Source organism: Pseudorhodobacter sp. MZDSW-24AT (assembly GCF_002794355.1).
Lineage (GTDB): Bacteria > Pseudomonadota > Alphaproteobacteria > Rhodobacterales > Rhodobacteraceae > Pseudotabrizicola.
The window spans coordinates 120,654-139,053 of the sequence record NZ_PGOI01000006.1; the positions used below are offsets into that span (position 1 = coordinate 120,654).

An 18,400-nucleotide genomic window follows, 5' to 3' on the forward strand; every position below is an offset into this window, starting at 1 on the left:
TCAGGCGTTTTCCACCGCAAAACGCACATCGGCGATCAGGCTGTCGGCGCTGAAGTTTTCCAGCCGCTTGCCGTTCAGGAAGAACGTTGGGGTCTGACGGATGGCCAGTGCTTCGACATCGGCCGCGTCCTGGTTCAGAATGCCGGTGATCCCCGGGAAGAACTGGTCGGTTTCCGCCTTCTCTAGATCGAGACCTGCGGCACCGGCGATTTCCCAAGCGACATCCATCTCCGGTGAGCCATGAACGGCCCAACCGGGCTGCTGCTCGAGAAGTGCGTCCAGCACCGGCTCGAACTTGTCCTGCATCCGCGCGGCCTCGAGGATGCGCACGGCCTCGTCCGAGCCTTCGTGGAAGACGGTGTAGCGCAGCACAACGCGGACCTGCGTCGGAAACTGCCGTCGGATTTCCTGCACCACCGGGTGGTAAGCGCGGCAGGCCTCGCAAGAGGGATCGAAGAACTCGACCAATGTGACGGGCGCATCGGCGGGACCGAAGCTGGGGGAATACTCTCGGACCAAAAGCGCTTGATCTGCGGTGGGCGTGGCGGCTGCCAGTGCCTCTGCCTCGGCTGCGCGGCGACGGTTCAGGATGATGGTGCCAGCTGCAAAGGCGGCAAGCCCGACTGCGGATGCTCCGATCAGGAGGTTGCGACGGTTCATGGGCGGTGCCGTTTCGGCAAGAGGAGACAAACAAGGATCGCCGCGAAGGCGACCGCTGAAAGATAGGGGATGGGCAGGCCGAGGATCATCTGTGCCTCGCCGGTGCAGGATGGGCCATTCTCAGTGCAAGGCACGATAGGCGCGGGCAAGAGGCCGGCGTATAGGCCCGAATGCCAGGCCGCTAGCGCCAGCCCGGCCAAGGCCAACGGCAAGGCGTATGTGCGCGCTATGCCGTCTGCACGCCAGAGCGACAGACCAAGGATTGGTACGAGCGGGAACATGGCGATGCGCTGATACCAGCAGAGCGTACAGGGCATCTGTCCCAACACTTCGCCGATAAAGAGCGCACCAAGCGTCGCCGCCAATGCAATCAGGAAGGCGGCGATCAGTGAGAGATCGTCGCGCGACAGACTCTGCGGGTCAGCTTTGGTCAAGAACAGGCTCCTTGCGGCGTCGAAGGGGAAGAGAGGCGGCAAGGATCAAGACCGCGCCCAGAGTGATCGCAATATCGGCGACGTTGAACGTGGGCCAATGCCAGTCGCGCCAATAGAAATCAAGAAAATCGGTCACGGCACCCTGTCGCAGGCGGTCGATGATGTTGCCAAGCGCCCCACCCACAACCAGGCCATAACCTATTCGTTCCAGCGGGTGCTGCGCCCGAAAAGCCATGACGGCGAAGGCAAGCGTCAGCGCGCCCGTCAGCGCCGCCATCAGGAGCGGCTTGCCCGCCATGACGCCACCCATCATACCAAAACTCGCACCCTCGTTGAAGCCAAGGGTGAGGTTGAAGCCCGGAAAAACCGGGACCGCAATCCCCTGCGACAGCGCAGACAGGGCCGCTGCCTTGGTCAATTGGTCTGCCACCACTGTGGCAGCGATCAGGCAGATCAGCACCGCTCGGGTCATCGTGCAGCCTTTCGGTTTATGCCGATCCAGCGCGGGACCGATGCGGCGTAACGGTCATAGTCAGACCCGATTGCGTCATGCAGGGCGGCCTCTTCCGACCGGACTTGCGTGCTGGCCGACCAGAGAAACAGGATTGGCGCGAGGACTGTCGGGACTGCCGGAACCGCCATCGCAACACCTGCCAGCAGGGCAAACTGACCGACAAAGGTTGGGTTGCGGCTAAAGCGGTAGAGCCCGTTCGAGACCAGATCGCCGGTCTCGCCGCCTGCCACGCCGACGCGCCAGGAGGATCCCATCGACATCTGCGCGGCAAAGGCCACCATCGCGCCGAGCCCTGCGACAAAGACCCCGACCAGACCAAGGAGGAGGGCGCGCCCCTCGGTCCAAAGCGGATCGATCTTGTGCAGGATAGGCACGGCGAGCCAGAGAAGCGGCCCGAAGAAGGCGAGCGCAAAGGCCACGCGGAACCCCATGGCGGCCAGTCGGTCGCGACCTGTTGCGCGGGCGAAGAGCCACACAGGCCGCCCTGCCGCTTGTGCGGCCAGCGCGCTGCCCCAAAAGAACAGAGCCAGGTAGCCGAAGAGAAGGGCCAATGCTGCCCAGCCAAATCCAGAGATCATCTGCTCAGCTCTCTCGTTCCGGGTTGAACCGCAGCAAGCGCAGGGCATTCAGCGTCACCAGCACGGTCGCCCCGGTGTCGGCCAGAATTGCAATCCACAAGCCGGTCAGACCGAAAACCGAGGTCACCAGAAACACGGCCTTCAGCCCCAATGCGATGGTCACGTTCTGGCGGATGTTGGCCATCGCTACACGCGACAGGCGGATCGTGGCGGGGATGTCTGTCACCCGGTCGCGCAGGATTGCCGCATCGGCGGTTTCCAGCGCCACATCGGTGCCCGAGCCCATCGCCACGCCGACCGACGCCTGCTTCAGCGCCGGCGCATCGTTGATACCGTCGCCAATCATCATGACGCCGCCCTTGGAGCCGATCTCGCGGATATAGGCGAGCTTGTCTTCGGGTAGCATGTCGGCCTCGAACTTCAGGCCGAGGCTTCCGGCAATCGCGGAGGCTGTGCGGGGGTTATCCCCGGTCAGGATCACCGAGGTCACCCCCATGGCCGTCAGCTGGCGCACAGCATCCTTGGCGTCCGCCCGTGGCTCGTCTCGCATGGCGATCAACCCAAGTGGGGTCTTCTCGCGGAACACCGCAACAGCGGTCTTGCCATCCTCTTCGAAGATTGTGGCCTGTCGCAAACCAAGGCCTTCAAGCCCACCATTTTCCATCGCGTAACGCGGAGAGGCGACCCATGCCGGCGCACCACCCACCGTCGCGACCACGCCTTTCCCCGTCAACGCCTTTGCATCCTGCGACGACAGCGCGGCCACGCCTGCGTCCTTTGCCTTGTTCAGGATGGCGATGGCCAGCGGGTGGCTCGACCCCGTCTCGACCCCGGCCGCAACGGCCAGAAGCTCGGCTTCGGTGGTGGCCCCGAACGGCACGACGTCCGTCACCTGTGGACGACCATGTGTCAGCGTCCCGGTCTTGTCGAAGGTCACGACATCAACCTTCGCCGCCGCCTCGATCACGGCACCGCCTTTCATCAAGAGGCCGCGCCGCGCGCCCGTGGACATAGCCGAGGCAATGGAAGCGGGGACCGAAATGACCAGCGCGCAAGGGCAACCGATCAGCAGTAGGGCAAGACCGCGGTAAACCCAGGTGTCCCAAGGCTGGTCGAACGCCAGCGGCGGCACCAGCGCCACCAGCGCCGCCACGGCAACGATGGCGGGCATATACCAGCGGCTGAAGCGGTCGATGAAGCGCTCGGTCGGCGCGCGGGCCTCCTCGGCCTCTTCGACCAGACGGATGATGCGGGCGATGGTGTTGTCTTCCGCGCCCTTGGTGACTTTTACCCGCAGCGCTGCCTCGGTGTTGATTGCGCCTGCGAAGACCGCATCCCCCGGCCCGCGCGTCTTGGGCACGCTTTCGCCAGTGACCGGGCTTTCATCGACGCCCGACGTGCCGTCCACGATCTCGCCATCCGCCGGAATCCGGTCGCCGGGGCGGACCAGCACGGTCTGGCCGACGTTCAGGCTTGCGGCAGGCACCTCGCGCGTGGTGTCGCCGGTGACGAGTTGCGCGGTCTTCGGGACAAGATTTGCCAGTGCCCGGATCCCGTCGCGCGCTTTGCCTGCCGCGACGCCTTCCAAAACTTCGCCCACGGCGAAGAGGAAAACGACCAGCGCCGCCTCTTCGGCCGCATTGATGAACAGCGCGCCGATGGCAGCGATGGTCATCAGGCTTTCGATGGTAAATGGTTGCCCCATCCGCAATGCCGCAAAGGCACGCTGCGCCACCGGGGCCACGCCGATCAGACAGGCCGCGACGAAGGCCCATTTGCCGATCTCGGGCGCAAGATATTCGATGATCCAGGCGGCACCCAGCAAAAAGGCAGTGAAGATCACCAGCCTACCCTTGGCCGTTTGAAACCACCGCTTGCTCCGGTCAGCAGGGTCGTCATGGATATGGCCGGCGCTACCGTGGCTGGACTCGTCCTGCTTGGTGCCGGCTGCCTTTAGGCCGTGATCGTGACCGGCATGATTGTGACTGGCATGATCGTGTTTGGCGTGATTGACATCCGCATCCGCGTCAGTCTTTTCGACTGCAGCTTGTCGGGGCAAAACGAACTCCTTCTTCGCCGATGCCGTGCGTGGCGCAATCTCGTAGCCAAGTGCGCGGACAGTCTTCTCGATCCTGTCTTTCCCGGTCTGTGTTTCATCGAGCGTCAGTCGCAGGCGCTCCGACATGATCCCGACCTCAACGCCGCTTACTCCCGGCAGACGCGCGACAGCATCTTTGATTTTAGTTGCGCAGGACCCGCAGTCCATGCCTGTCACTGTCCAGTCGCAGGACGTTTCGCGTGCAGCTTCTGGCATCGTCATTCCTCCTGCCGCAGGGCGGGCAGTTGATTTCATCGAATCAGTAACCTAATGTCTCTAGCAACTATAGCTTCAAGAGGAATCTGATGCTGACCATCGGAAAATTGGGCGAAGCCGCCGGAGTGAAGGTTCCGACGATCCGCTATTACGAGCAGATCGGCCTGCTTCCCGAAGCCGAACGCAGCTCGGGCAACCAGCGGCTTTATGGCCGCAAGGCGATGGAAAGGCTCGCCTTCATTCGGCATGCGCGCGATCTGGGCTTCACGCTCGAGGCGATCCGGGATCTCCTCAGCCTGTCGGACAAGCCCGACCAATCCTGTGCCGCCGCCGATGCCATCGCCAAGGCGCAACTGGCTGAGGTCGAAAGCCGTCTTGCGAGGCTGACGGCGTTGAAAAGCGAACTGGAACGCATGGTCGTGCAATGCGCAGGCGGGAAAATCGCCGATTGCAGGGTGATCGAAGTTCTGGGCGACCATTCCCTGTGTGCGACCGATCATCGGCATCCGGAGACAGAGGCGACGCAATGACCGCACCCTCAACGCTCGCCATTTACGCCGGAGCAGCCATCGCCGAAATCGCCGGTTGCTTCGCGGTCTGGGCTTGGATGCGGCAGGGAGCGAGCGCACTCTGGTTAATTCCCGGCATTCTAAGCCTTGCGGTCTTTGCTTGGCTCCTTACCCTCGCGCCATCGGATTTCGCAGGGCGTGCCTATGCGGCCTACGGCGGTGTCTACATCGCCGCCTCTCTCGCCTGGCTCTGGCTTGTCGAGAAACAGCACCCGGATACCTGGGACATGACCGGTGCCGCCATTTGTGTGCTTGGCGCGGCAATCATCCTCTTTGCGCCCCGGGCAGCCTGAGCACCAAATGCACTCGTTCAAGCGGATGTGCGTTGCCGAACTTGTGTCCACATGGCATGGATTATTAATGTCGTGGTTTGTCCGATCCTTTATGGCGGTGCTTTTGGCCGTGTCCCTGTTCGGGGCCACAGTCAGTGAGGTATCGGCCGGACTTGCGGCAGAGATCGCGGCAGCCGCCGATCCGTGCTGCGAAGGCGATTGCCCTGATGATCAGGCATGCGGCGTCGCCTGCGAAATGATGGCGCGTGGCGGAATGACAATGCTCGCTCTGGTACAAGTCCCAGGGCTTTCTGTTACCGAGGAGGCATCTGCTGCAGTCCTGATGCTTCCTGACCTGCATCCTCCATCCGGGCTTCCGCCGGATGGCTTGAGGCGACCTCCCCGCATTTGACCCGGCCGCGTGCGCAAGCGCGCGGATGATGCCGTTTGCACCTGCGCCGATTGGCTTCGCGGGTGCGCGATCGTTGCAATCAAAGGGTCTTCCTCATGACAAACATGTTCCGCCGCATCTGCGGCTCCGTTCTGGCACTTCTCATCGGCGCATGTGCCCTCTGGGCAGGTGCCGACGACTACCGTTTCGAAGTCGTCTCGACCGACCATCGAGTCGGATCTGGGGTGACGATTGAACTTCGTCTGACCGATCTTCGCACCGGCCAGCCGGTCGAGGGCGCGGTTATCTATGCCACGCGCATGGACATGGCCCCCGACGGGATGGAGACGATGACCTCACCCGTCACCGCATTGCCGGCCCAAGTTCCGGGCACTTACTTGTTCAGCACGGATCTCACCATGGCGGGCGGATGGCGGTTTTCGGTGGCGGCCAAGGTGCAGGGTGAACCTGAAACCGTAGAGGCAGAGCTGGAACTGCGAGCCGAGCCATGAGCGCATTTGGCAAGCTGACAGCCGCAGTCCTTGTCGCGGGAACAGCCGGATGGGTCGGGCTGACCGCTGGCGAAAAGGGGATCACTGTGGCCAGCCTGACAGCCATGGCCGAGATGCAGCTTGCCATGTTTACAGGCAATGATGCGGCCGCCATGCCGAGTGTCGATGCTCCGCAAGCAGAGCCAACCGGCCCGGTGATCTACTGGAGGCATCCAGACGGATTCCCCGAATGGTCGGCCACCGCGCGGCAAACGGCGGATGGGCGGGCCTTCCTGCCTGTCCTGGCCAGCGAGGATCTCTCGCTGGGCCCTGCACCAGAGCCCGCTGCAGAAACGGCCATGACGGAACCAGGCGAGCGGACCATCCTTTACTACCGCAACCCGATGGGACTTCCAGACACCTCGCCGGTGCCAAAGCAGGATTCGATGGGGATGGACTACATTCCCGTCTATGAGGGCGGCGACAGCGATGACGGGTCGGTCACCGTCAGCCCTGGCAAGTTGCAGCGCACTGGGGTGCGGACGGCCGAGGCGGTGCTAGCCCCGCTGGCGGCCACATTGCGCGCGCCGGGAATCGTAGAACTGGACGAACGCCGGATCAGCGTGATTTCGCTGCGCGCCGATGCCTTCATCGAAACCGTCGCCGATGTGACAACCGGCAGCATGATCAGGGAAGGTGCGCCGCTCGTGACGCTCTATTCGCCCGAGATCGCTGCCGCCCTTGCACAGTTCCTAACCGACGTGCGGTCGGAAGGGCGGTTAAGGGAGGGTGCGCGGCAACGATTGGAAAACCTCGGCGTGCCGGGCGAAGTGATTGACCGCATTGCGACTGAGGGCCAGACGACGGTCAGCATCCCGATCATGGCCCCGCGAGGTGGCGTCGTGCTGGAACGGATGGCTGTCGAAGGGATGATGTCGGAGGCAGGCGAGACCTTGTTCCGCATCGCCGACACCTCGACCGTCTGGGTGATCGCCGAAGTGCCGGAAGCGGCGCTGATGGATATCGTGCCGGGGACCGAGGTGCGCGTCAACTTTCGCGGACTGGGCGGGGATCCGATGACGGGCCGGATCGACACGATCTATCCGGAAATCGACATGATGACCCGCACCGGCAAGCTCAGGATCGAGCTACCGAACCCGGACGGCCGCCTGTTGGCGAACATGTTCGCTGATGTTGAGATCATGCTGGCGGGCGCGCCAGTGGTACAGGTGCCGGAAGGGGCGGTGATCGACACCGGTGATCAACGGGTGGTGATCCTCGATCTGGGTGAAGGGCGGTTCCGGCCCGAACCGGTGACGGTCGGCCGCCGGGGGGACGGCATGATCGAGATTGTCAGCGGTGTGGCGGCGGGTGACCGCGTGGTCAGTGCCGCGACTTTCCTGATCGACGCCGAAAGCAACCTGAACGCGGCCCTGGCTGCGCTTGCTGCGCCGGAGGCCGAGCAATGATCGCCAACATCATCGCCTGGTCGGCCCGCAACGTGGCCTTGGTCCTTTTCGCCACCGTCTTCACCGTGGCTGCGGGCCTGTGGTCGCTGCGTACGCTGCCGATCGACGCCATCCCCGATCTGTCGGACGTGCAGGTGATCGTGCTGACCGAATACCCCGGCCAGGCGCCGCAGGTGGTCGAGGATCAGGTGACCTATCCGCTGACCTCGGCCATGCTGACCGTGCCGCAATCGCGCGTGGTGAGGGGGTTTTCCTTTTTCGGCATCTCGTTCGTCTACATCATCTTCGAGGACGGGGTGGACCCCTACTGGGCGCGGTCCCGCGTGCTCGAATATCTCAACGCCGCAGCCGCACGCCTGCCGGATGGGGTGACGCCCGCCCTTGGCCCCGATGCCACTGGCGTGGGCTGGGTTTATCAGTATGCGCTGAAAGGCGAAAACCTGAGCCTGGCTGAGCTGCGGTCCTTGCAGGACTGGGTGATGCGCTTCGGCATCAGTCGCGCCGACGGCGTATCCGAGGTCGCCAGCGTCGGCGGCTTCGTCAAGCAATACTCGATCACGGTCGATCCGGTGCGGATGCGGGCGCTTGGCATCACGCTGTCTGACATCGGCAGCGCGGTCGCGGCCAGCAACATGGACACCGGCGGGCGCACGGTCGAGCTATCGGAATTCGAGTTCATGGTGCGCGGGCGGGGCTATCTCGACGGCGTGGCCGATCTTGAGATGGTGCCGATCCGTGCCGAAGGGGGCGTGCCCGTCCTCTTGCGCGACGTGGCGCGGGTCGAGATCGTGCCGGATGAGCGCCGCGGCATCGCAGAACTCGACGGCGAGGGCGAGGTGGCGAGCGGCATCGTGCTGCAACGCGTGGGCGCCAATGCGCTCGACGTGATCGACAATGCCAAGGCCGAGATCGACACCATCGCTCAAAGCCTGCCTGAAGGGGTGGAGGTCGTGACCGTCTACGACCGGTCCGACCTGATCCTATCGGCGATCAAGACGCTGCGCACCACGCTGATCGAGGAAATGCTGGTGGTGGCGGCGGTCACCTTCCTGTTCCTGCTGCATGTCAGGTCATCGCTGGTGGCGATCATCATGCTGCCGGTGGGCCTCTTGATGGCCTTCATCGCCATGCGGGCGCTTGGTATGGGGGCAAACATCATGAGCTTGGGAGGCATCGCCATCGCCATCGGCGCCATGATCGACGCCGCCATTGTGATGGTCGAGAACGCGCACAAACACCTCGAAAGGGCCGCACCCGGCAAGCCACGGCTTGAGGTGCTGATCGAGGCCGCCTCCGAGGTTGGACCGGCATTGTTCTTCAGCCTGCTGATAATCACCGTGTCCTTCCTGCCGATCTTCGCGCTGGAGGGGCAGGAGGGACGACTCTTCGGCCCATTGGCGGCGACCAAGACCTTCGCCATGGCGGCGGCGGCGCTACTTTCGGTCACGCTGGTGCCCGCGCTGATGGTGATCTTCGTGCGCGGAAAGATCGTGGCAGAGCACCGTAACCCGGTGAATCGCGTGCTGATGGCCGCCTATCGTCCCGTCATCAAGTGGGTGTTGAAGGCGCGAGTCCTGACGCTGGTGCTGGCGCTTGCGGCGCTGTTCGCCACCGTCTGGCCCGCCCGGCAGCTGGGGTCCGAATTCATGCCCACGCTGGACGAGGGCACGATGATGTACATGCCCACAACTTTGCCGGGCCTCTCGGTCACCAAGGCGGCAGAGCTGATGCAGATGCAGGATCGCATCATCCGGTCCTTCCCCGAAGTGGCGACCGTCTTTGGCAAGGCGGGCCGCGCGCAAACCGCAACCGACCCTGCTCCAACTGAGATGTTCGAGACGATCATTCAGTTGAGACCGCGCGACGAATGGCGCCCCGGCGTCACGATGGAAAGTCTGCGATTGGAAATGGACGCCGCGCTGCAATTCCCCGGTGTGTCGAACGCCTGGACCCAGCCGATCCGCGCCCGCATCGACATGCTGGCGACCGGCATCCGCACGCCGGTCGGGGTCAAGGTCTATGGTACCGACCTTACCGAGATGGAGGCCGTCGCGCGGCAGGTCGAGGCAGTGCTTCGGAATGTCCCCGGCACAACCAGCGCCTATGCCGAGCGGGTGATCGGCGGCTATTACCTTGACATCGTGCCGGACCGGGAACGGCTGGCCCGCTATGGTCTGTCGATTGCAGACGTGCAGGAGGTGATCGCCATGGCGCTTGGCGCGCAGGCGATCACCCAGACGGTGGAGGGGCGAGAGCGCTATAACGTGGCGCTGCGCTATCCAGCGGCTCTGCGGCAAGACCCCGACGCCATCGCGCGTGAGGTGCAGGTGGCCTTGCCCGGTGGCGGCACAGTGCCGTTGGGCGAGATCGCCGCCGTGGAACGCACGCGGGGTGCCACGTCCATCCGCACCGAAAACGGGCAGCTGGCCGTCTACATCTTTGTCGACATTGCGGGCCGGGATCTTGGCGGCTATGTCGCCGAAGCGCAGGCGGCAGTTGCGGGCGAAGTGACCCTGCCGCACGGCTACTCTCTGGGTTGGAGCGGACAGTTCGAATACTATGAGCGTGCCAAGGCGCGGCTTGCCGTCGTGGTGCCGATCACGCTGGCTGTGATCTTCCTTCTGCTCTACCTCAACTTCCGCAGGATGACTGAAACCCTCATCGTGATGCTGTCGCTTCCTTTCGCGCTGGTCGGCGGCGTTTGGCTGATGTGGGCCATGGGGTTCAACCTGTCGGTCGCGGTTGCCGTGGGCTTCATCGCGCTGGCGGGTCTTGCCGCGGAAACCGGAGTGATCATGTTGATCTACCTCGATCATGCTTTGAATGAAGCCCGGGCCAAAGCCGCAAGCGACAAGCGGCCCTTCACCAGCGATGACCTGAACGCCGCGATCATGGTCGGCGCGGTCGAACGGCTGCGCCCGAAGATGATGACAGTGACCACTGTCATTGTCGGGCTGATGCCAATCCTCTGGGCCACCGGAACAGGGTCCGAGGTGATGAGCCGCATCGCCGTGCCGATGATCGGTGGCATGGTGTCGTCGACGATCCTCACACTTGCCGTGATCCCGGCGGTCTATGCGCTGATCAAGGGGCGGGGGCTGGCGCAAGCAGCAGTCAAAGCACCCGACCACAGGTTCGTGGAATCAGGCGGTCGGTCCAGACCCGGTTGAAAACTGTAGACCCCGGGTAGTGGGCAGGGTTCAGACAGGCGCGCATTGCAGGCCACGCGCCAAGACTGGGTCATCGTGATATCTCGCCGGCTAACACAGCTCGCCCATGGACCGCGAGCGTCGCCGTGAATCTGGGGCATGAGAACTGCCGGATGACGTCATGGATACGCGCTTCATAGGCAGTTTGCCCGATGAGGCGACACAAGTCAGACGCGTGAAACTGCCTGTTGCCACTTGGCGCAGCCTTTATCTGATTGTGTAGATCGCGCGCCCATGGATTGGGCGCTCTCTCCGGCGTGGCCGCTGTCTCCGGTCGGCTTACCGTGCCTGGTGATGTTCGCCATCTGCGCATGAAGCCTAGGAGGAAGCCGGCCGGAACCTTGTCGTTCCCTCGCGATCGGTTGAAGGCTAGGAAACGGTCCCAGATTACCTGGGTGTCGACGTTCCAGCAGGGCAGGGCCTTCTTTGCCGCCTTGATCAGCTCCGCCCAACAGGTCTGGAAGACGTTCGACTCGGCGCCGATGGTGATCTGTCCTGAGAATACATTTTTGTTATCTTCTTTTCTAGATAGTGATGTGTCGCCTGTGCCTGACTCAACATCCTGATTTTCACCCTCTGCATCAAAGGCCGTGAAGCGGAAGAGCCATGGGGCGAACTTGCCGTTTGGCTTCTCTCGCCTCAGCTCCAGCTCGGATGCCTCGAGTTCAGCCAGCAGTTCTGTCAGGTACTGACGGGAGATGCCCATCTTGGACGCAAGATCAGCGAGGGTGAAAGCGGCCGTCCCTCGCGGCAGCCCGTTGTAGCCCTCCTTCCACGCGATGGCGTCGAGGATGACGGTTGCCAGCTTGTGGGCGGAAACGGATAAGTCTGTCTGGGTGATCCTTCGGAGGATCAGGCCGGTCGTGGGTTCCATGGTCGGTGTCTCCTATGAGAGACGACCCCATGCCGAGAGCAAACAACATTCTTGCCAGCAAAACAACTTTGCCGGTTGCAGAGGTTCGGACGGTGCGCTAGAAGATCCTTGTTCACGGGTTCTTCTAGCGCGGCGTCAGGCTTTACGGTCTGGCGTCGTTTCCCTTTTTGGGTTCAGTGCACGGTCTCCGGTGCACAATGTATTGGAAGCGGGCCCGCCAGATGGAGGCCCGCACAGGTTCAGTAGCGGACCTCTTCGAAGCCGTAGTTCCCCTCATGATCCCGCCAATCGACGAAGACCGAGCGGTAGTTGACCTGTCCGCAGCCGCTTGGGCGAGGAAGGTCAGATGCTGTAGGCACGGCGGCTACGCTCGAACCTCGCCAGTGGTAATCACCTTGCGTGCCGTAGGAACCAAGACGTGTGCCGTCGGATCGGATGCAATCGCCATCTCGATTTTGGCGCTGGCTGAACTGGATGTGAAAGACGCGGATGCTGCGAACGAAGTCGAAAGCATCACCCGAAATGTCGATGTCGGCTCGCTCGTCAGACTGGACCTGAACCAAGGGCAAGGGATCTTGCGGCACGCTGACCTGAGGCGCATCCCGGAAGGCGATGTCGTACAACCGTTCCATTGGCGACTCCACGGCAGGGGCGCTGAACGACGCCCCCATCGGGCAGCGCCAGATCTGCAAGGGCGGCTCGATCGGCCAGGGCGTGATCCTGCGGATGAAGACCGCCCTTGCATGGGCACAAGGCGCCGATGCTGGCCAGCCGCCTGCCAGACAGAGCAAGATGGCGCAGTCGACCTGATAGGCTTGCGCCGGCTCGACCGACCCGACGAGGCTCGATACGGTGATGGCCGCGGCGGCTGTCGCGGTTCTGACGCTGTGCTTCATGACGCCGACTCCTACTACAATGGTTCGGCGATACAAAACAACACTAACGATAGCAAGGATATTTCATCGCATGAGTTGTGGTGTGACCCCCCAAGGGCGGGTCGCAGATGACGGTCTGACGCGTGACGTGGCTACAGGGCGCCGATTGCGCCATGGGATCCCAAAGCCAAGCGCAAGTGGAAAGAGAACCGGCCAAATCACCGGACGTGATCTCCGTAGCCTGTAGCCCACTACTATGATAAATATTCATTTTGTGGAGATTGCGTACGGCCAAGAAAGCGGCCAGAGGGAAGGTCATGTGATGGTCCGTGATGACGGCGAGACGGTAGGCTTGTTCGAGCCTCTCATGGTCTCAGATGGCTCTCCTGCCCGCGCGGGGTTAAATGATCTTGTGCTCGATCTGGCGGAGAAGTCCGCTGCGTTCCGCAGCAGCTTGCCCGCTTCAATTGCAGAGCCGCTTGCCGATCTCGTGCGGGCGATGAACTGCTACTACAGCAACCTCATCGAGGGTCATGACACCCATCCCATCGACATCGAACGCGCGATGCGGAACGACTACAGCGCCGATCCGAAGAAGCGAAACCTTCAGCTTGAAGCCAGGGCGCATGTCGCCGTGCAGAAATGGATCGACGAAGATAGCATGGCGGAACCACCGACCGCGCCTGCGTCAATCATCGAACTGCATCGCCGGTTCTGTGAACTCTTGCCGCCCGAGCTTCTCTTCGTCGAGAACCCAAAGACAGGCGAGAAAATCCCGGTTGTGCCCGGGGAACTGCGCACAAGATACGTTGAAGTCGGACGGCATATCGCCGTCAGCCCTGGTGCCGTCCCCCGCTTCCTCGACCGAATGCACACAGCCTATAGCCTTCCCGGCAGGATCGAACCGATCCTTGCCGCGGCTTGCGCCCATCACCGGCTTCTCTGGGTGCACCCCTTCCTTGATGGGAATGGGCGCGTTGCACGTCTCATGTCCTACGCCATGCTGCGCAAGACCCTGGACACGCGCGGCCTTTGGTCAGTGGCGCGCGGGCTGGCGCGGCAGGAGGCAGCCTACAAGGAGCACCTCGCCGCGTGTGACGGCCCCCGCCGTGGCGACCGTGACGGCCGCGGCACGCTGAGCGAGGCTGCGCTTGCCTCCTTCGCGCAGTTCTTTCTGCGCATCTGCATCGACCAGGTGGAGTTCATGGCAGGGCTCATGCGGCCCGACCGATTGCGGGACCGCATCTTGATCTGGGCGGAAGAGGAGATGCGTGCTGGAGCGCTGCCACCGAAAGCCGATACCGTGCTGAAAGCTGTGCTCTATCAGGGGCAGATCGAGCGTGGGGAGGTCGAGACCATTCTTGGCACAAGCGACCGCACTGCGCGGCGGGTGACATCTGCGCTCCTCGAAGCGGGGGCGCTTTCGTCAGCATCGACCCGTGCGCCGCTGAATCTGGCCTTCCCTGCCAAGTATGCTGGGCGGTGGATGCCGGGGCTGTTTCCAGAACGAGATGAGTGAGAGAATGATGAGTGGCACCATAGAAAACAATGAAGCAATTGAGGTAAACTTTTGATTAATTTCAGAAAAGGAAGCAAAGACGAGTTTGCCAAGCTTCCACCAGAAGCAGGGTTTGACGACCGCGCTGATGTCATCCGGCGGCATCTGGCAGAGGTATTCGGTTCCAAGAACCTGTCTTTTCTCATTGGCTCAGGTTGCTCTTCTTACGTGCATGACGGCCATGAGCTTGGCATCCCGACGATGGGACCACTTGCGGCAGAGTTCCAGACAACGCTTCAGGGTATGCCTGGTCTCCCCGGCGTCGGTGCTTTTGTCTCGGCTGAACAACGAGATGCGCTCAGGGACCAGCTTGGTATCGATCTAACGCACGAAGACTTCAAGAAAAACCTTGAGCGAATGATGGAAGTCCTCATGACGGCGCAGAGATTTTGCAGGACGAGCGCCAAGAGTGAGTTTCAGGAAGCGCATGAAGCTGTCGAAGCCGTCATCGCGGGTGTTAAGAGGTTCATCCTACAGAAATGCACCGAGGGACGATTCGCCCACGGAGATGAAACCATCGTAACGCTTTACCGGCGCTTCTATCAGTCTCTGGCGACTCGATCCCGTGGGCTCGCCCCACCTTGGGTCTTTACCACCAACTATGACCTGTTCAACGAACGGGCGATGGATCGATCTGGCATCCCCTATTCCAACGGGTTTGCGGGCACGGTTGAGCGCCGATTCAACCCTTCCACTTACCGCCGTGCCCTGGCCGAGCAGCTCGATATTTCGTCAAAAAGATGGGCGGCGGTTGATGGATACGTGCATTTCTGCAAGCTTCACGGGTCTGTAAACTGGACGGAAGAGGAGATGGGTCTTTTCCCGATCCGGGAGTCTTCTGACAAGCTCGACCCTTCCAAGGATCGCGTCATGATCTATCCGACGCCCTCAAAGCAGACGGCGAGTTTTGGCTCGCCCTACTCGGACATGTTCCGTGAATTTCAGCGCCAGATCGTTCAAGACCAAAGCGTCCTTTTGGTGATGGGCTTCAGCTTTGGCGACGAGCACATTAACAACATCATTTTTCAAGGGCTGACCCTCCCCGGCTTCCGCCTGGTCGCGTTTCTCAACCCTGACGACCTCAATAATCCGGTGACTAAAGAACTCGCAGCGCTCGGCGACCCGAGGATTTCCTTCATTTGGGGCAGCGACGAGGAGACGGGCAAGAAGGCACACTACTTCAACAGTATCGTCCAGGACTTGATGCCAACGAGCGCTGACCAGAAAGAAGAACAGGCTATCGAAAAAGTCTTCAAGAAGCTGCTTTCCAAGCAGCAGGGTGGCGAAAATGGCGAGGGATGATGCAAGCCGCGCCATAGGCAAGATAGTAAGCGTTGCAGCGGATCGCTTGGTCGTCGAGCTACATCGTGGCAGCGATAACTTCACGGTCGTTGGCTTTGACGACGTCCACTATGTCGCGACCTTGGGATCATATCTCATGGTGCCGACCCAATCCGAGTATGTCGTCTTGGAGGTTATCGGCCTCAGCGAAAAGGATTTTTCGCGAGCCTATGTCAGCGGCCCAGAAATGGACAAAGCCACAGCGGCAAAATTCCTTGATGTGGTCCCTGTTGGCTCTATGCCTGTCCTGGGAGGCTCCTTCAAGTTCGGTGTCTCGACGTTTCCCCCGCTCTATGCAGACGCCCTCTATGCGCGTGATGAAGACCTAGACCGCATCTTCAACGTGGAGCAGCCGGCAGATAGACAGACAAAAATCGACGCTGATGGCGCTGCAAGTGAAGGAACGGTTCCCCATACGATCGAAATAGGCACCTCGGCCGTGTTCAAAGACTACCCTGTTAAGGCGCAGCTTGATGCCCTGTTCGGGGGGCACATCGCCGTTCTGGGCAATACTGGAAGCGGAAAATCTTGCACGGTTGCCTCGATTTTTCAGTCTGTTTTCATGAAGCCAGACGACTTCGGAGCACTTGGCGCAGCTTTTGTGATCTTTGATGTCAATGGCGAGTATCGACAAGCGCTCGACAACCTGCCGTTGTCGATCAATTCAAGCTATCTCAAAGCCACTGATCCAGGCGCAGAGATAGAGGGTTCAACGAGGAGCATCTTGGGAAGCGAAGGAGTAAGCCGCTTCCGGCTGCCGCACTGGTTCATGACAGTTGATGAGTGGGCGCTTCTTTTGCGCGCCAGCGACCGATCACAGCAACCCGCGCTTCGAACTGCACTCGGCCTAACTACCCTCTTCGCAGAGAAGGACGATGGTGTCGTTGAGGGCAACGACGGGATCGCGGCGATCCAAAACCACGTCCTTGCCAAAATTGTCCTCGCGATCCTGCAAAGTGATGCAAGCAGCGCCAGCAAGTCAGACCGTATTTTGTCGATTCTTGCATCGTTCAATACGCAGGACATCAGCATCGCAGCTATCAGGCACCGAGTCGGCGTGAATTATGGACAGCTCGCCGACGCCGAAGGGCTGGCAGAGTTTCTGTCGAACTTTGTCCAGGAAGAGCCGGTCCTACCAACCTATGCGAACAAGCCGTTCACCTTTGACAGGCTACTTGCGGCGCTCGATCTTGCGCTTCACTACGAGGAGGCAAACGGAAACAAGCAGATACGCGACTACTGCTCGCAAATGGTGACGCGCTTGAAGTCGGTTTCCGATAACCCTGATTTCGAATTTTTGCGGGCGGCAGTCGAGAATCTCGAAGATCACGATAGAGAGCCAACCCACTTCGTGGATCGGCTTTTGGGAATTGCCAGGCAAGGGAAAAACTACCGGAAAGAACGGCAGCTTTGCATCATCGACCTGAACGATGCTTCGGACGAGATCGTCGAACTAGCCTCTGCCGTTGTTGCACGGCTGATCTTCGACCGGATGCGCCGCGCGACGCCCCGAAACAAGATGCCTGTCCATCTGATCCTTGAAGAAGCGCACCGCTACATCTCTGAGCGCCCGAGCCGCTTTGCCATTGACGCGGGCATCACCTTTCAGCGGATTGCCAAAGAGGGCCGGAAATACGGGGCTTTCTTGATTGTGGCTTCGCAACGGCCGAGCGAGCTCTCAAAGACGGTCCTCTCCCAATGCAACAACTTCATCATTCATCGGATTCAAAATCCTGATGACCTCTCGCAGATCAAGCAGATGACGCCATTTATTTCGGAGACCGTTCTGAGGCGGCTTCCATCTCTGCCGAAGCAACATGCATTGATTTTTGGGAGCGCAGTGAAAATCCCAACGACATTCCGAGTTCGGGACGCTAATCCTACCCCTAACAGCGACGATACACAGGTTCGAGACCTTTGGTATGTCCCACAGAATCCAAGACTTGGTTGGAAACCGTAGCCAAAGCCCGTCGATCTGGATGCCTTTTGGAAAGAAGCGGAGCGCATTTACTCGACAGCATTCAGGAACGTGGCATAGTCGTCGCTGACCTCGCGAGCTTCCATGAATGTGCGGGCGCGTTCCTCGTCGAGGCAGCGGAAGTAGTCCTGCACTTCAGCGATGTAGGCCTCAAAGTCCCCGCGGATCAGATCCGCATAGGCGCGCATGTCTTCGCGTGATGTGGGCAGGAACGGCCGCTCCGGCGGGGTGCAAGCGTGAGCCGGACCACCCGCCACGAGCACGGTGATCAGCAGCACAAGGGTAATGTTGCGCGCACAGGTCATGTGCAGGGCAAAACTCCTTTGCCGCCTTTAAGATCACGATTTTGTCAGTTATCACCGTTATCGGAGCAAGGTGATCTTCGTCAAGTCGTCTTAATTGTCTTGCTATCGTTCATGTTGTCTTGTATCGCCCGCGGTGTTGCGACCCCGTGGGCCCGAGACTGCACCTCAGGCAGAGAAAGGACCCAAGGGAAGGCCATGATAGAAGAAGCCCCGAATGTGGTTACAGAAGACGGACTGCGCGGCCTCCTTGCCGAAGGCTACCTTATCGAGGTGGTCTGCAAGGAAGGGGCCGAGAAGCGCCACAACAGTTGGTACGGCGCCTGGGTCATCCGGGCAGTTGCTCCGGACGGTAGCTCCGACAAGATGCTCGTCACCAGCCGCAGTGTCCTCAAGCTGCGCGATTTCAAGACCATCGTTGGCCTTGTCAGCTTCCTTGCCGACATGGGCTGCACGACCGCCAGCATCCCGCTCGTCGAGGGTGCCCGCGAGCGTCACGCAGCCCCCGGACGGACATCCGAGCCAAGGACCGGCCCGGTTTTGGTCAAGGACAACTGACTGCGCGTTTGCG

At 61.2% G+C, this 18,400-nt stretch carries 17 protein-coding genes; 9 read left to right on the forward strand and 8 right to left on the reverse strand.

Annotated elements, in window-relative coordinates; all coding sequences use genetic code 11:
* The 5 genes from CUR21_RS05840 to CUR21_RS05860 are packed head-to-tail and all read right to left on the reverse strand — an operon-like array spanning nucleotide 1 to nucleotide 4,500.
* Complete coding sequence (locus CUR21_RS05840) at nucleotides 1-660, reverse strand: thioredoxin domain-containing protein (protein ID WP_100196076.1); 660 nt, start codon at nucleotides 658-660, stop codon at nucleotides 1-3.
* Nucleotides 657-1,094, reverse strand: a complete 438-nt coding sequence (locus tag CUR21_RS05845) for a disulfide bond formation protein B (protein WP_100196077.1) — start codon at nucleotides 1,092-1,094, stop codon at nucleotides 657-659. Before CUR21_RS05845 ends, CUR21_RS05840 begins: the two co-directional genes overlap by 4 nt.
* On the reverse strand, nucleotides 1,081-1,566 hold the full coding sequence (gene lspA / locus CUR21_RS05850) for a signal peptidase II (protein ID WP_089258443.1): 486 nt from the start codon (nucleotides 1,564-1,566) through the stop codon (nucleotides 1,081-1,083). The genes CUR21_RS05845 and lspA overlap by 14 nt, the downstream gene beginning before the upstream one ends.
* A complete protein-coding gene (locus CUR21_RS05855; RefSeq protein ID WP_157791949.1) occupies nucleotides 1,563-2,186 on the reverse strand; it encodes an isoprenylcysteine carboxylmethyltransferase family protein in 624 nt (207 codons plus the stop codon). Before CUR21_RS05855 ends, lspA begins: the two co-directional genes overlap by 4 nt.
* 4 nt (nucleotides 2,187-2,190) lie before the next feature.
* A complete protein-coding gene (locus CUR21_RS05860; protein ID WP_100196079.1) occupies nucleotides 2,191-4,500 on the reverse strand; it encodes a heavy metal translocating P-type ATPase in 2,310 nt (769 codons plus the stop codon).
* Between the two features lie 89 nt (nucleotides 4,501-4,589).
* On the opposite strand from CUR21_RS05860, the gene CUR21_RS05865 reads away from it, so the two are divergent.
* From CUR21_RS05865 to CUR21_RS05885, 5 genes are all read left to right on the forward strand, one after another.
* Complete coding sequence (locus tag CUR21_RS05865; protein ID WP_100196080.1) at nucleotides 4,590-5,030, forward strand: helix-turn-helix domain-containing protein; 441 nt, start codon at nucleotides 4,590-4,592, stop codon at nucleotides 5,028-5,030.
* The gene (locus tag CUR21_RS05870) at nucleotides 5,027-5,362 is read left to right on the forward strand and encodes a YnfA family protein (protein WP_100196081.1); all 336 of its coding nucleotides are present in this window, start codon (nucleotides 5,027-5,029) and stop codon (nucleotides 5,360-5,362) included. The genes CUR21_RS05865 and CUR21_RS05870 overlap by 4 nt, the downstream gene beginning before the upstream one ends.
* A gap of 486 nt (nucleotides 5,363-5,848) precedes the next feature.
* Complete coding sequence (locus CUR21_RS05875) at nucleotides 5,849-6,244, forward strand: FixH family protein (RefSeq protein WP_198431628.1); 396 nt, start codon at nucleotides 5,849-5,851, stop codon at nucleotides 6,242-6,244.
* Nucleotides 6,241-7,692, forward strand: coding sequence for an efflux RND transporter periplasmic adaptor subunit (locus CUR21_RS05880; RefSeq protein ID WP_100196082.1), 1,452 nt, complete (start codon nucleotides 6,241-6,243; stop codon nucleotides 7,690-7,692). Before CUR21_RS05875 ends, CUR21_RS05880 begins: the two co-directional genes overlap by 4 nt.
* Nucleotides 7,689-10,862 carry an efflux RND transporter permease subunit gene (locus CUR21_RS05885; protein WP_100196083.1) on the forward strand — a complete coding sequence of 1,058 codons (3,174 nt, stop codon included), beginning with the start codon at nucleotides 7,689-7,691 and terminating at the stop codon, nucleotides 10,860-10,862. Before CUR21_RS05880 ends, CUR21_RS05885 begins: the two co-directional genes overlap by 4 nt.
* Nucleotides 10,863-10,932: 70 nt before the next feature.
* Here the strand turns inward: CUR21_RS05885 and CUR21_RS05890 are convergent, their stop codons facing one another.
* Nucleotides 10,933-11,775: a hypothetical protein gene (locus CUR21_RS05890; protein ID WP_100196084.1), complete on the reverse strand. Its 843-nt coding sequence runs from the start codon at nucleotides 11,773-11,775 to the stop codon at nucleotides 10,933-10,935.
* Nucleotides 11,776-12,014: 239 nt separating this feature from the next.
* Nucleotides 12,015-12,671 (reverse strand): hypothetical protein, encoded by a 657-nt coding sequence (locus tag CUR21_RS05895; protein ID WP_100196085.1) that lies wholly within the window; start codon nucleotides 12,669-12,671, stop codon nucleotides 12,015-12,017.
* A gap of 301 nt (nucleotides 12,672-12,972) precedes the next feature.
* Here CUR21_RS05895 and CUR21_RS05900 point away from each other — a divergent pair, with 301 nt between their 5' ends.
* From CUR21_RS05900 to CUR21_RS05910, 3 genes are read left to right on the forward strand one after another with little or no spacing between them, the layout of a single operon-like run.
* Nucleotides 12,973-14,169, forward strand: coding sequence for a Fic family protein (locus CUR21_RS05900; RefSeq protein WP_232622707.1), 1,197 nt, complete (start codon nucleotides 12,973-12,975; stop codon nucleotides 14,167-14,169).
* Nucleotides 14,170-14,220: 51 nt separating this feature from the next.
* A complete protein-coding gene (locus CUR21_RS05905) occupies nucleotides 14,221-15,510 on the forward strand; it encodes an SIR2 family protein (RefSeq protein WP_232622708.1) in 1,290 nt (429 codons plus the stop codon).
* On the forward strand, nucleotides 15,497-17,509 hold the full coding sequence (locus tag CUR21_RS05910) for an ATP-binding protein (RefSeq protein ID WP_100196087.1): 2,013 nt from the start codon (nucleotides 15,497-15,499) through the stop codon (nucleotides 17,507-17,509). The genes CUR21_RS05905 and CUR21_RS05910 overlap by 14 nt, the downstream gene beginning before the upstream one ends.
* Nucleotides 17,510-17,556: 47 nt before the next feature.
* Here the strand turns inward: CUR21_RS05910 and CUR21_RS05915 are convergent, their stop codons facing one another.
* Nucleotides 17,557-17,832 carry a hypothetical protein gene (locus CUR21_RS05915; RefSeq protein ID WP_100196088.1) on the reverse strand — a complete coding sequence of 92 codons (276 nt, stop codon included), beginning with the start codon at nucleotides 17,830-17,832 and terminating at the stop codon, nucleotides 17,557-17,559.
* Nucleotides 17,833-18,027: 195 nt separating this feature from the next.
* Between CUR21_RS05915 and CUR21_RS05920 the strand changes: the two genes are divergently transcribed.
* Nucleotides 18,028-18,387, forward strand: a complete 360-nt coding sequence (locus CUR21_RS05920; protein ID WP_100196089.1) for a hypothetical protein — start codon at nucleotides 18,028-18,030, stop codon at nucleotides 18,385-18,387.
* Nucleotides 18,388-18,400: the final 13 nt, after the last annotated feature.

What these genes read in the sequence shown, in the direction of transcription:
- CUR21_RS05840 (WP_100196076.1), bottom strand. Translation starts at nt 660, where the DNA reads ATGAACCGTCGCAACCTCCTGATCGGAGCATCCGCAGTCGGGCTTGCC.
- lspA (WP_089258443.1), bottom strand. Translation starts at nt 1,566, where the DNA reads ATGACCCGAGCGGTGCTGATCTGCCTGATCGCTGCCACAGTGGTGGCA.
- CUR21_RS05855 (WP_157791949.1), bottom strand. Translation starts at nt 2,186, where the DNA reads ATGATCTCTGGATTTGGCTGGGCAGCATTGGCCCTTCTCTTCGGCTAC.
- CUR21_RS05860 (WP_100196079.1), bottom strand. Translation starts at nt 4,500, where the DNA reads ATGCCAGAAGCTGCACGCGAAACGTCCTGCGACTGGACAGTGACAGGC.
- CUR21_RS05865 (WP_100196080.1), top strand. Translation starts at nt 4,590, where the DNA reads ATGCTGACCATCGGAAAATTGGGCGAAGCCGCCGGAGTGAAGGTTCCG.
- CUR21_RS05870 (WP_100196081.1), top strand. Translation starts at nt 5,027, where the DNA reads ATGACCGCACCCTCAACGCTCGCCATTTACGCCGGAGCAGCCATCGCC.
- CUR21_RS05875 (WP_198431628.1), top strand. Translation starts at nt 5,849, where the DNA reads ATGACAAACATGTTCCGCCGCATCTGCGGCTCCGTTCTGGCACTTCTC.
- CUR21_RS05880 (WP_100196082.1), top strand. Translation starts at nt 6,241, where the DNA reads ATGAGCGCATTTGGCAAGCTGACAGCCGCAGTCCTTGTCGCGGGAACA.
- CUR21_RS05885 (WP_100196083.1), top strand. Translation starts at nt 7,689, where the DNA reads ATGATCGCCAACATCATCGCCTGGTCGGCCCGCAACGTGGCCTTGGTC.
- CUR21_RS05890 (WP_100196084.1), bottom strand. Translation starts at nt 11,775, where the DNA reads ATGGAACCCACGACCGGCCTGATCCTCCGAAGGATCACCCAGACAGAC.
- CUR21_RS05895 (WP_100196085.1), bottom strand. Translation starts at nt 12,671, where the DNA reads ATGAAGCACAGCGTCAGAACCGCGACAGCCGCCGCGGCCATCACCGTA.
- CUR21_RS05900 (WP_232622707.1), top strand. Translation starts at nt 12,973, where the DNA reads ATGGTCCGTGATGACGGCGAGACGGTAGGCTTGTTCGAGCCTCTCATG.
- CUR21_RS05910 (WP_100196087.1), top strand. Translation starts at nt 15,497, where the DNA reads ATGGCGAGGGATGATGCAAGCCGCGCCATAGGCAAGATAGTAAGCGTT.
- CUR21_RS05915 (WP_100196088.1), bottom strand. Translation starts at nt 17,832, where the DNA reads ATGACCTGTGCGCGCAACATTACCCTTGTGCTGCTGATCACCGTGCTC.
- CUR21_RS05920 (WP_100196089.1), top strand. Translation starts at nt 18,028, where the DNA reads ATGATAGAAGAAGCCCCGAATGTGGTTACAGAAGACGGACTGCGCGGC.